Source organism: Aquibium oceanicum, from assembly GCF_001889605.1.
In the GTDB taxonomy this organism is placed as follows: Bacteria; Pseudomonadota; Alphaproteobacteria; order Rhizobiales; family Rhizobiaceae; genus Aquibium; species Aquibium oceanicum.
The window spans coordinates 1915365-1927563 of sequence record NZ_CP018171.1 but is presented as its reverse complement, the minus strand read 5'-3'; the positions used below and the strand labels follow the sequence as shown (position 1 = coordinate 1927563).

The following is a 12199-nucleotide window of genomic DNA, read 5'->3' as shown; positions in this document are numbered from 1 at the left end:
GAGAATGGGACAGTCTGTCGTCCAGAAGATCATCGCGCGCGCCGCCGGACGGGAAACCGTCGAGCCTGGCGAATACGTGACGGTGACGCCGGACTACACGTGCTGCCAGGACATTTCCTGGCCAGCGCGCAAGCGCATCATGGAACAGGCCGGCGTGACGCGGCTGGCGCATCCCGAAAAGCTGGTGCTCGTCGTCGACCACACCACCGCCGCCGGCATGGGGTCGGCCTACCACCGCAACCACGGCGAGATGCGCGACTTCGCCGAAAAGCACGGCGCCAACTATTTCGGGCCCGGCTCGGGCCTGCGCCATCAGGTGCTTGTGGAGCAGGGATTCGCGCGCCCCGGCACGCTGGTCTTTTCCGACGAGCCCAACATCGCCTCGATCGGCGTGGTGGGCGCGCTGAACATCGCGATTTCCACCGAGGTCGTCGTCACATCGGTGCTGAACGAGAACTGGATGGTGGTGCCGCGGCCGATCCGCTTCACCCTGACGGGCAGGCTCGCCGAAGGCGTACACATCCGCGATCTCGCCCAGGCGATCATACGCGACTATGCCGAAACGGACCTGCTCAGCCAGGGCTGCATCGAATATGGCGGCGATGGCGTTGCGGGACTGTCGCTGGACGAGCGCCAGACGCTTCTCGCCTGCACCTACCACGCCGGGCCCGACACCGCGTTGATGCCGGTGGACGAGGCGGCACTCGCCTATGCGCGGTCGCGCGCGGACGGCCGGCCTTTCGAGGTTTTCGAGGCGGACGCAGATGCCGAATATGCCTACGAGGCATCGTTCGACCTCGGCGCGCTCGAGCCGCTGGTCACCGTGCCGCCGGAGCTCCACACGGTGTCGCCGGTCGGCGAAGTGGCGGGCCTGCGCATCGACCAGGCGGCGATCGGCACCTGCGCCAACGGGCGCATGGACGATCTTCGCGCGGCAGCGGCGATCCTGCGCGGACGGCGCATCGCCAGTCACGTCACCTTCTACGTCACGCCCGGCAGCCGCGAGATTTACGCGCAGGCGGGCCGCGAGGGCCTTCTCTCGATCCTCGCCGAAGCCGGCGCGACCATCCTGGCGCCCGGCTGCACCACCTGCTGGGGTTACGAGGGCGTGCTGAACGACGGTGAGGTGTCGATCTCGACGCACCAGATGAACTATCACGGCCGCAACGGCAGCCGGCTGGCGCGCGCCTATCTCGCCAGCCCGATCACCGTCGCCGCGTCGGCGCTCGCCGGCGCGATCGTCGACCCGCGCGGCGATCCCGCGCTGCGGAGGGACGCGGCATGACGATCACCGGACGCGTGTGGGCTTTCGGCGACAATGTCAGCGCCGACAACGGCATCATCCAGTATTCGCAGGTGCCCGACCTCGGCAGCTTCGACATCCCGGCGCTGAAGGCGATGCTCTTCGTGCTGCTGGACCCGGATTTCCCGCAGAAGGTCGGCGAAGGAGACATCGTCGTGGCGGGGCGCAATTTCGGCCACCACAGCCATCCGCATGCCTGCGTGGCCATGCGCGAATCCGGCATCCGCGCCTGCGTGGTGGAATCGACGGATTCCGCCTTCATCCGCAAGGGGTTGAACAACGGCCTGCCAATCGTGCCCTGCCCCGGCATCACGCAGATCGCAGGAACGGGTGACCAGCTGGAGGTCGATCTCGTGTCGGGCGTGGCGCGCAATCTGGCGACCGGCGAGGAGCGGCGGTTCCGGCCCTATGCCGAAAGCATGCTGCAGGTGTGGCGGCTGGGCGGCCTGGCGCCGGCGCTGAAGGAACGCGTTTCGGCGGCCGGTCTGTGAGGAACGTAAGATGAGTACCAACCGTATCGCCGTCGTCGCGGCCATTCCGCCGGAACTGCGCGAGGTGCTGTCGCGCGGCAACGAGCTGGTCGAGGTGAAGCGCGGCGAAGACGCCCGCGACGGGTTCGACGTCGCGGTGACCACGAGCATCGCCGGCGCCGATACCGCGCTCTACGACCAGTTTCCCGACCTGCGCCTGCTGCTGTGCAACGGCACCGGGCTCGAGAACATCGACCTTGCGGAAGCCAGGCGCCGCGGCATCGTGGTGCGGCATACGCCCGACGAGGTGACCGACGACACCGCCGATTTCGCCATCGGCCTGATCTACGCCGTGTCGCGGCGGATCGCGGAGGCGGACCGGTTCGTACGCGCCGGGCGCTGGGCGACGGAACGCATGACCCCGTCCCGACGCGTCTTCGACCGCACGCTCGGCATCGTCGGGCTCGGCAAGATCGGCCAGACGATCGCGCGGCGCTCCGCCGGCATCGGCATGAGCGTGCTCTATACCGGGCCGCGCGAGAAGCCGGACCTGCCCTACGGCTACGTGCCGGCGATCGGCGATCTCGCCGAACGGTGCGACGTGCTGGTTCTGTCCTGTCCGGGCGGGCCGGATACGCACCGCATCGTCGGCCAGTCCGTGCTCGAACGTCTGGGTCCGGACGGCATCCTGATCAACGTATCGCGCGGCAGCGTGGTGGACCAGGAAGCCCTGATCGCGGCGCTGGAAAAGAAGGCGATCGGCGGTGCGGGGCTCGACGTCTTCGATGCCGAGCCGTCTATCGATCCGCGCTTCGCGGGCTTCGAGACCGTGGTGCTCGCACCGCACTACGCGGCCGTGACGCGCGAGACGCGCTACGGCATCGCCAACACGCTGGCGCAGGCCGCCGACGACCTGCGGGCCGGCCGGCCCGTGCGCGACGCAGCGGTCGATTCCGGGAAGGGCTGAGACATGGCAATCACTTACGAGGCCGTGAAGACACTCACCGCCGACCTCTACGAATGGTCGCTGAAGCGCATCCCGGACGACGCAAAGGAGGCGCTGGACCGTGCGGCCGCGGCCGAGACCAACGAGAGCGCGCGCAAGGTGCTCTCGATGATGCGGCGCAGTGCCGACCGGGCCGAGAATACGGATCGATTCGTCTGCTCGGACTCCGGCGTGCCGGTCTACTTCATCAAGGTGGGTACCCAGGCGCGCTTCGAGGGCGACGTGAAGCGGGCGATCAGCGACGGATTCGCGCATCTGGTCGAGACCATCCAGCCGCCGCTCCTGAAGCACGTCACCAACCCGTTGACCAACGAGCGGAGCTACGCCGGCAAGGACATGCCGGTGGTGAGCTGGGACATGATCGACGGTGCCGACTACATCGACATCACCTGCGCGCCCAAGGCGCTTGGGTCGGGCCGCTGGGCGTCGCTGGAAATCTTCAGCTTCCCGACGCTGGAGGAGATCGAGGCCTACGTCCTCGACGTCATCGTCAAGACCGCCGCACAGCAGTGCCCTCCGGTCACGATCGGCGTCGGCATCGGCGGGACCTTCGACTACTGCACCAAGATCGCCAAGCTCGCGACGCTGCGGCCACTTGGCACACCGAGTTCGGAGCCCGTGCTGGCGGCGATGGAGGAGCGGCTCCTCAAGGCCACGAACAAGCTCGGCTTCGGCCCGATGGGCACTGGCGGCGACACCACCGCGCTCGCCATCCACATCGAATATGCCTCCGGTCACGGCTTCACGCCCGTGGCAGTGTGTTTCAACTGCTGGATCAACCGGCGAACCCGCGCCCGTCTCTACAATGACGGACGCATCGAGCGGATCGAGTGACGATGGCGACGCATCACCTGACACTGCCGGTCGACGTGGAAGCGATCCGCGGGCTGCGGCTTGGCGACCTCGTCACCGTGGACGGCGAGATCGTCGCGACGGGCGGACTGCCGACGCACAAGCGCATCATCGAGGCGATGGAAGGAAAGCGCGAGTTGCCCTTCCCTCTCGAAGGCGCCGGCTTCTTTCACCTGCCGAGCTACAGCCGGGACACAGACCACGGCTTCGAGATCGTCTACATCAATCCCACGACCAGCACCCGCTTCAACCCCCTGATGCCGAAGATCATCCGGCATTACGGCCTGCGCATCGTGTGCGGCAAGGGCGGGCTCGACGCCGAATGCGCCCGCGCCATGCAGGAGGTAGGCTGCGTCTACCTATCCATTCTCGGCGGAGGCGCGACGCTCCACACGGACGCGATCAAAGAGGTGACCGGCGTCGGCTGGTCCGATCTCGTCACGCACTATCGGCTGGTGAAAATGCGGGTGGAGGGCCTGGGGCCGCTCACCGTGGGCATCGATGCGCATGGCAACAATGGCTACGACCAGCTGGAAGCCAGGGCCAGGGAGCGGCTTCCGGCCCTGATGGAAGAGCTTCGGGCGGCACGGGAAAGTGCCGCCGCTGGCGGCGGTTCCGACCCCGCTGCTTGACGGTGGTGAAAAGGTCATGTTACCGATTGATAAAGGTTATAAAACTAACCTATTCGCTGCAAAGAACCTTTGCAGTCGGCGCATAGAGCAGGCGATTGGCGGGCGATCCCCGACACGCTACGCAAACATGGACCGTTAATTCGCAACTCAGCATCGGGAGGAATACATGCTGACGAAACTGACAATGATACTCGCGGGAACCGTCGTGTGGACGGCGGCCGCCCAGGCACAGGACTATCCGGAGACCAACATCCGGTTCGGGCATTCCGTTTCGCAGACATCGACCAGTTCGCTGGCCGATGACTGGGCCGCGAAGGAAATCGCCAAGCGCTCAGACGGCAAGGTGACATTCCAGATGTTCTGGGCCGGCGCGGCGGGATCGCCCGCCGAGCTGTTCGACCTGATCTCGACCGGCGCCCTCGATGCCGGCGCGCTGACGCCGAGCTGGTACGCGGCCAACCTGCCCTTCTTCGCACCGCTGAGCTCGGCGCCGTTCTCCTATCCGAACTCGTCCGCGGCGATTCAGATCGGCAACGCCCTGCTCGCCGACATTCCGGCGCTGAAGGAAGAAGCCGACGAGAACAAGCTCCACGTCATGCGGTTCGCGCAGTTCAACGAATACCACATGCTGTGCACGCAGCCCCTGCGTACCATCGAGGATTTCAAGGGCCGCAAGATCCGCAGCCAGGGAGACTACTTCCCCATCGTGCTCAACACGCTGGGCGCAACGCCCGTGACCGTGCTTCCGGGCGAGTTCTACGAGTCCATGCAGCGCGGCACGATCGACTGCATCATCCTGCCCTACGACTTCCTGGTGTCGAACCGCCTGTATGAGGTCGCCAAGTACGCCTCCGAGATCACCTTCGGACCCATCGTGGCGCATATGAGCGTCATGAACCTCGACAAGTGGAACAGCCTAGACCCGTCGGTGCAGAAGCTCATCACCGACGTTCAGAAGGAAGCCGAGGCCTTTGACGAAGAAGTGACATCCGCAGCCAACGACAAGTCGCTCGCCACGCTGAAGGAAAACGGCGTGGAGGTGCTTCCCTTCCCCGAGCAGGACAAGCTCGAGGAGATGATGCCCGACATGCTCGACGTCTGGTCGAAGATGATGGCCGACAAGGGCATGGGCGACGAGGCCTCCTCGGTCGTGGCGAAGTGGAAAGAGCTTCGTTGAGCGTGACCGTCACGGCGCCCGGCTCCGTCCGGACGCCCTGACGCCCAGCCTGGTGCCGGGCAGCGCGCCGCGCGCTGCCCGCCGTTGTTTCGAAGATCCGGGAACCGTCGATGTCAGATCCGCTGTCCATCGCCGCGGGATTCACGCTCGTGATGCTCGTGCTGATGATCCTTGGCGTTCCAGTCGCGATCGCGCTGGCGACGGCCGGAATTGCCGGGCTCTACCTGATCGGCGGGGAGATGCTCGCGCTGGGCCAGCTCTACAGCGTCTCCTACTCCATCACGGCCAACTACGCCTTCGCGGTGCTTCCCACATTCCTGTTCATGGGCAACCTGGCCATGGCGAGCGGCATGGCGACGGAACTCTACACGGCCGCCGACCGTTGGCTCGGCCACCTGCGCGGCGGCCTCTACCTCGCCACCATCAGCGGCGCCACGGGCTTTGCCGCCATCTCCGGCTCGCCGCTGGTGAACGCCACGGTGTTCACTCGGTTGTCGCTGCCCGAGATGCTGAGGCTCGGCTACTCGCGTTCGCTTTCGGGAGCGTGCATCGCCTCGGCGGGAACGCTGGCCGCCCTCATTCCGCCGAGCATCGGCATGGTGGTCTACGGCATCCTCACCGAGCAATCGATCGGCAAGCTGATGATCGCCGGAATCGTACCGGGCATCATCACCGCGCTCGGCTACTGCATCATGGTCTGGGCGATGGTGCGGTTCAATCCGAAGCTCGCGCCGGCGGACCGCCCGAAGGCGTCACGCGCCGAACGGTGGGGCGCGCTCGGAAACACCTGGTCGATCCTGCTCCTCTTCCTGTTCATCATGACCGGCATCTATGGCGGCTACTTCTCGCCGTCCGCTGCCGGGGCCGCCGGCGCCTTCGGCGCGCTGGTGATCATCGCCCTCCGCCGCCGCCTCACCATGAGCATGCTGGGCATGACGCTCATGCGCTCGGCCGAAACAACGGCGATGCTCTTCATCATCGTGATCGGCGGCATGATCTATTCGCGCATGCTGGTGTTGAGCGGCTTCGTCACCGGCGTCGTCGACTTTACCGAGGCGCTGCAGCTGTCGCCAACGATGCTGCTCATCATCCTGGGCATGATCTACGTCGTTCTGGGCTGCTTCATGGAAGGCCTGTCGCTGCAGCTCGTGACCATCCCCTTCGTCTATCCGATCATCGTGGCAGCCGGTATCGACCCGATCTTCTTCGGTATCCTGGTCATCATCATCATCGAGATCGGCGCGATCACGCCGCCGGTGGGCCTCAACCTCTTCGCCACCGTCGGGGCGTCCGAGGGCATGCTCCGGATCGAGGACATCGTGCGCGGCATCCTGCCGTTCGTGCTGCTCAACGTGGCGATCCTGATCACCTTCATCATGTTCCCGGACATCGTGATGTGGATCCCCAACAACATGCGCTACTAGGGAGGCGCCGGTGCTCCGGAAGCTCTATGTCGGCATCAACAGGGTAACCCTCTTCATCGGCGGGCTCGCCATCCTGGCGATCACGCTGCTCGGCGGGGCAGACATCATCGTCACCCTCATCTTCCAGCGACCCATCGCCGGCGTGTTCGAGGCGACCCAGACCCTGATGGTGGTGGCGGTCTTCCTTGGGCTGGGCATGGTACACCTGAACCGCTCCTACATCAGCGTCGACATCGCCTACGATGCCATGCCGCGCTTCGGGCAGCGGCTGAGCGACACGCTGACGCTGCTTCTCATGCTCTGCTTCTTCACGGCGCTGGCATGGCGCGGCTGGGGCAATGCCATGCAGTCCTGGCGGGTCGGTGAGTACACCTCGGGCATCGTGCAGTTTCCGGTCTACCCGGCCAAGATCGCGCTCGCGGCGGGATGCACGCTCGCGGCCGTGAGCTGCGTGGTGGACCTTGTCGCCGGCGCACGCTTCCGCAAGCCGGCCGTCATCCGCGAGGAATAGACGCTTCGGACGGGAGCTCAGCGAAGTTTGAAGTCGAGCCGGACCACGTCGCCGCGATAGGTTGCGACGCCGACGAACACCAGCGTGCCGCTGGCGTCGATGGCCGAGCGGTGCACCACGGCGACCGGCGCGTTGAAGGGAAGATGGAGGAGTTCGGCGATCTCGGCGTCCGCCGTCCCGATGGTCAGCGTCTGGCGCGCGTCCGTCACCTCCACGCCTGCCACGTCGGCGATGAGGCGCATCGAGGTCTTCGTGCGCAGAGCCTCGTCCGTTATGCGCTGCTCGAGCCGTTTGTCGATGTAGACCTCGCCGATCATGAAGGGCGAATCGTTGCGCCAATGGCGGCGCCGGAAGTGCAGGTAAGACGGCGCGCGTTCGCCGATCTGGTGCACCAGGCCCTGCACGTCGGCCGATTCGCCACGCGCCAGCACCTCGATCGTGGCTCCTTCGCGCGCGTTGAGCAGTCCCGCCCAGTTCGTCTCGACCTGGCACCAGAGCGCTTCCTGTGGGCGGAAGGTCACGAAGGTACCCTTGGCCCGGTGGCGTTCGATGAGACCGTCGCTTTCCAGGATGGACAGCGCCTGGCGGATGGTCGCGCGCGCCACGTCGAATTCCGCCGCGAGCATGTCGACCGTGGGGATCTGCTGACCCAGTTGCCACGTGCCGATCTCGATCTTGCGCCGGAAGAGCGTCGCAAGCTGCACGTAGCGCGATATGTTGCTCTTGTTGAGGCTCACGTATGCTCTCGTCCCTGATTTCCCTCTGTAGATCTCTGCTAGCACGGCGAGGTGTATCAGGTGAACCGAAAGACTAGTCTTTGAGTTCATTGATCGAAGCAGGGAAAAAACCGTTGCCACCGGGAGGGCCGGCAACCGGCCCGGATGGCGGAGCCGCGCGGCTGCTCAGCCCGGATGCCAGTCGGTCACCTGAAGCACGTGTCCGCCAAGCTTCTGGAAGGCGCGCTGCCGGCAGGAAAAGACGATGATCTGCTGGTCGAGCGACTGCCGGTGCAGCGCGTCGAACATCTTCTCGATGCGGTCGTCGTCGGAATAGACCAGGGCGTCGTCGAGAATCACCGGGGCGGGGCGGCCGTCCTTCGCGAGCAGGCGGGCGAAAGCGAGTCGCGTCAGCACAGACAGCTGCTCGCGCATGCCGCCGCTCAGGCGCTCGACCTCCTCTTCCTGGCCGTTCCGCAGGATCTTGTGGGGGAGCAGCGTTTTTTCGTCGAAGGTGATCGAGACATCATCGAACAGGAGCCCGAGCAACGGGCGAAGTTCGGTCATCACCGGCTTCAGATAGGCGTCGCGGGCACGGCTGCGTGCCGTCTCCAGCGCGGCGCGCAGCTTCTGCAGGACGGCGACTTCCTTCTCGTAGGCCGCGACGCGGGAGTTTGCGGCAGCGAGCGCCTCGACCGTCTCCCGCCAGTTTTCCTCGACGGCGTCGTCGGAACGGGCGCGGATTTCGGCATTGAGGCCGGCCATCCGCTCGCGCAGCGAACCGGCCTCCTTCTCGGCAGCGTCGGCCACCGAGCGGACGCGCCTGAGCGTCGCCTCCGCCGAGGCGAGATCGACGGCGCTCTCGCGCAGCCCGGCCACCACGGCCTGCTGCTCCGCCAGCTTGGCGTCGAGCTCAGCCAACTCGCCCGCGAAGCGGTTTTCCTGCTCAGCCCGCGTTTCCTCCGGCCCGAGAACGGCCTCGGCCTGCGCACGTTCGGCCTGGAGCGCGGCGAGCGCGGTCTCGGCCGCGACGACGGCGTCTCCGGCGCCCCCCTGCATGGGCTCCGCCTCGCGCAACGCCTGCCGTGCCGCCAGACGCCGCGCCTCCGCCGCCTCATGCGCGGCGCGGACTTGTGCCGGATCCTCCTTCAGCTCCAGCGCGTCGCCGGCGACCGCCCTTCGCGCCACAACGTCTTCGCGCAGCTTCGCCAGCCCGTCGGGTGCGAGCGCAGACAAGCGCGCCTTCAGTTCGCGCAGGTCGCTCTCCCGGCGCTGTACCTCCATTTGCCGCCCGCGCGCGGCGGCGAGATCCTCGACGCCCAGCGAGGCGAGAAGGACGCGGCGGCGCTCCTCGACCCTGTGCAAGCCGTCGCCGTCGCCGGTAGTCCGCCCAGCTCTCAAGGTCGCGATGCCGATGCCGGGAATCGAGAGCTGGGCTTGCCCGTCGTAGGATAGCGGCTCGCCGTCCGTCAGCGCCTTGCCGTCCAGCATCACGGCCGGCGCACCCGGCTCGTAGGCGACAGTAAGCGACGGACGGCCGGCCTGGGCGACCGCGCGGAGTTTCGCAATCTCGATCTCGACGGATTCGAGTTCCGCCACGCTCTTGTCCGAAAGCCGCAGCGGAGCAATGGCCGCCTCGCCTTCCTCGATCCCGCCGCGGGCGGTATCCGCCGCCGCAAGCCGCTGCTCCAGTTCCGCCAGTCGCTCCGCCGCCTCGCGCGACCGCAAGGCGGCGTCGAGCCGGGCGAGCAGGGCACGCGCCTCCTGTTCGCCCGCCTCCGCCGCTTCGCTTTCGGCACGGGCCTGTGTGACCGTTGCTGCCGCCTCGTCGCGCCGGGCCAACGCTTCCGCGCGCCTGTGGGCGGCCTCGGCGAGCTGGCTCCGCAGCGTCTCGGCCTTCCGCAGGGCCGCCCGGAACGTGGCGAGTTTTTTGTCCGCTGCATCGCGCCGTTCCCGCGTCAGCGTCAGGTCCGTTTCCGCCGCTCGCAGAACCGCGGCCTTCGACTTCGCCGCCTCGAGGGCGGCCTGCGCGGTCTCGACCGCCTGCCTCCGCTCCTGCCGGTCCTCGGCGCGGTCGAGTTCGGCCAGCCGCTTCGTCGCAACGGCCCGCGCGTCGAGCGCTTGACGCAAAGCCGTAACCTCGCCTTCGAGCCGGCGCTCCTCGACCTCAAGGCGCGCACGCTCCTCGACGGCGGCGGCATAGCGCTCGCCGGCTTTGGGACGTCCTGTCGGGGTCACAAGCCGGCCGAGTTCTTCCTCCGCCGCCGCCATGATCTCGGCCATGCGGCGTCCGCCGGTCACCGCCTCGACCTCTCCCTGAACCGATTCGAGCAGGCTGGCGCGTACCTGCTTCTCGCTGTCCTCCTCGGACTTCGAGCGCCTCTCGATGCCCGTCACGCCTTGGCGAACCCACAGCAAACCGGCAGGTCCCGCCGTGCCGCCTCTGACAAGGCCTTCGATGAAGATTTCCGCCTCGTCGGCCTGGGCGATCAGCCGTCCCGTGGCGAGGTCGGTCACCTGCGCCGAGCGGCCGCCGTAGAACTGCTTGGCGACGCGGTACCGTCCCGCCTCAGTCTCGATGTCGGCCTCGACGCGCGGATTGCCGCCCGAATAGGGGCGCAAGCTACGAACATCGGCGGCCGTGCTCGAATGTGGCTGGAAGAACAGCGCGTGCAGCGCCTCGAAGCTGGTCGACTTGCCGAACTCGTTGGCGGCGCACAGCACGTTGACGCCGTCGCCGATGCCTTCGACCGCGACACCGCGATTGGCGAAACGCTTGACGTTGAACAGGCGGAAAGCGGCGATCTTCAAGGGTTTACCGCCTGCGCATAGGCATAGAGCCGGGCAAGAGCCGCACCGGCGATCGCGCGCTCCTCCGCCGAGCGGGCCGCGTCCTCCGATTCGGCGAGCAGCGCATCGGCCGCCTCGCGCAGCGCGCCCGCGCGGTCGATCCGGTCCAGATCTCCCGCCTCGCATTCGGTCGCCAACCCCCGGTCGTCGAAGTCGAGATAGGCGAAGTCAGGTCGCGCGTGGTCTATCGCATCGGAGAGCGCCGTGCGGTCCGCCAGCCGCGCCCGGCCGGTCGCGGCGATCCGCAGGAGCGACTGGCGCCGCTGCCGCGTCTCCGGCAGGAGCGCTTCCAGGCCTGCGACGGCGTCGTCACGGTCGAGCAGTTCGAGGGTCAGCGTGCGCCAGGCGAAGCGGCCGGTCGGAAGCGCCGTCACCTCGGGCAGCGCGTCCGGTCCCTCTAGCGACACCAACAGCGCCTCGCCGGGACGACCATGCTTGAAGCGGTCCTGTTCGGGCGTGCCGCTGTAGCGGGTGCGCGGATCGATCTCCACGCCGCCGTGCCAGTCGCCGAGCGCGAGGTATGACAGGCCGGCGCGACGGGCACGATCCGGCGCGATCACCTCGAGCCCATCGCCCTCTTCCGAAAAGCTCCGAACCGCGCCGTGCGCGAGCCCGATTCGCAACGTCCCGTCCGCGGACGGTGCGCCGTCCATCCATTCGGTGAGGTCGCGGCCGGCCCGCCGGGTCGTGCAGGGCGCGGGAAAGAGGAGGACGCCGGGGGCAAGTTCCATCGCATGCGGCTCGACCGCGAGCGAGACGTTCTGCGGCGCCTCGGCCCGCAGCGTCGTCCAGAGTTGCGTCGTCTGCAGCGAATCATGGTTGCCCGGCAGGATCACGAAGCGGATGTCGGTATGATGGCTCATCTCCGCCAGCGCCTGGCGCCGCACCTGAGGCGCGGGCGTCTCGGTGTCGAACGTATCGCCAGCCAGGAGAACCGTGGAGGCGCCGTGCTCCCGCGCGTGTTCTGCCAGTCGGCCGATCGCAGCGTGGCGCGCCTCGCGCAGGGCGCCGGGCAGGTCGCCTGAAAACCGTCCGAAGCGCTTGCCGAGATGGAGGTCGCTGGAATGGACGAATCGGAACGTCATCCGGCGTTACCTTCCATCGTCCGCCGCACATGTAAAGCAGCGGTTGCACCGGCGACAACCATCGCCCTCCCCCGCCGTTCCCCTGCCCGCGCGGTTCAAGAGACCGCAGGGCTGTCGACACACCCGTTGCGTTCGCGGAGGCGGCCTGCACGGACGGCACACCCCGTTCGCGT

Annotated in this window: 11 protein-coding genes; 8 read left to right on the top strand and 3 right to left on the bottom strand. The window is 67.2% G+C overall.

Going from position 1 to position 12199, the window contains the following annotated elements:
• Positions 1-4: 4 nt before the first annotated feature.
• The 8 genes from BSQ44_RS09530 (at position 5) to BSQ44_RS09495 (ending at position 7375) form a co-directional block, all read left to right on the top strand.
• Positions 5-1285, top strand: a complete 1281-nt coding sequence (locus tag BSQ44_RS09530) for a 3-isopropylmalate dehydratase large subunit (RefSeq protein ID WP_072607963.1) — start codon at positions 5-7, stop codon at positions 1283-1285.
• Positions 1282-1794, top strand: coding sequence for a 3-isopropylmalate dehydratase small subunit (locus BSQ44_RS09525; protein WP_072603404.1), 513 nt, complete (start codon positions 1282-1284; stop codon positions 1792-1794). Before BSQ44_RS09530 ends, BSQ44_RS09525 begins: the two co-directional genes overlap by 4 nt.
• Positions 1795-1804: 10 nt before the next feature.
• Positions 1805-2740 carry an NAD(P)-dependent oxidoreductase gene (locus tag BSQ44_RS09520; protein WP_072603401.1) on the top strand — a complete coding sequence of 312 codons (936 nt, stop codon included), beginning with the start codon at positions 1805-1807 and terminating at the stop codon, positions 2738-2740.
• Between the two features lie 3 nt (positions 2741-2743).
• Positions 2744-3613 carry a fumarate hydratase gene (locus BSQ44_RS09515; RefSeq protein WP_072603399.1) on the top strand — a complete coding sequence of 290 codons (870 nt, stop codon included), beginning with the start codon at positions 2744-2746 and terminating at the stop codon, positions 3611-3613.
• Positions 3614-3615: 2 nt separating this feature from the next.
• On the top strand, positions 3616-4263 hold the full coding sequence (locus BSQ44_RS09510; RefSeq protein ID WP_072603396.1) for a fumarate hydratase C-terminal domain-containing protein: 648 nt from the start codon (positions 3616-3618) through the stop codon (positions 4261-4263).
• A 166-nt stretch (positions 4264-4429) separates the two neighbouring features.
• Positions 4430-5440 (top strand): TRAP transporter substrate-binding protein DctP, encoded by a 1011-nt coding sequence (gene dctP / locus BSQ44_RS09505; RefSeq protein WP_072603394.1) that lies wholly within the window; start codon positions 4430-4432, stop codon positions 5438-5440.
• Between the two features lie 110 nt (positions 5441-5550).
• Complete coding sequence (locus BSQ44_RS09500; RefSeq protein ID WP_072603392.1) at positions 5551-6864, top strand: TRAP transporter large permease; 1314 nt, start codon at positions 5551-5553, stop codon at positions 6862-6864.
• A gap of 10 nt (positions 6865-6874) precedes the next feature.
• A complete protein-coding gene (locus BSQ44_RS09495) occupies positions 6875-7375 on the top strand; it encodes a TRAP transporter small permease (protein ID WP_072603390.1) in 501 nt (166 codons plus the stop codon).
• Between the two features lie 17 nt (positions 7376-7392).
• On the opposite strand, the gene BSQ44_RS09490 is transcribed toward BSQ44_RS09495, so the two are convergent.
• The 3 genes from BSQ44_RS09490 to BSQ44_RS09480 all read right to left on the bottom strand — a co-directional run bounded on the left by BSQ44_RS09490 (position 7393) and on the right by BSQ44_RS09480 (position 12026).
• Positions 7393-8112: a GntR family transcriptional regulator gene (locus BSQ44_RS09490; RefSeq protein WP_210187930.1), complete on the bottom strand. Its 720-nt coding sequence runs from the start codon at positions 8110-8112 to the stop codon at positions 7393-7395.
• Positions 8113-8277: 165 nt separating this feature from the next.
• Positions 8278-10902 (bottom strand): AAA family ATPase, encoded by a 2625-nt coding sequence (locus tag BSQ44_RS09485; RefSeq protein WP_072603388.1) that lies wholly within the window; start codon positions 10900-10902, stop codon positions 8278-8280.
• Entirely contained in the window at positions 10899-12026 is a 1128-nt protein-coding gene (locus BSQ44_RS09480; protein ID WP_072603385.1) for a metallophosphoesterase family protein, read from the bottom strand. Before BSQ44_RS09480 ends, BSQ44_RS09485 begins: the two co-directional genes overlap by 4 nt.
• Positions 12027-12199 lie beyond the last annotated feature (173 nt).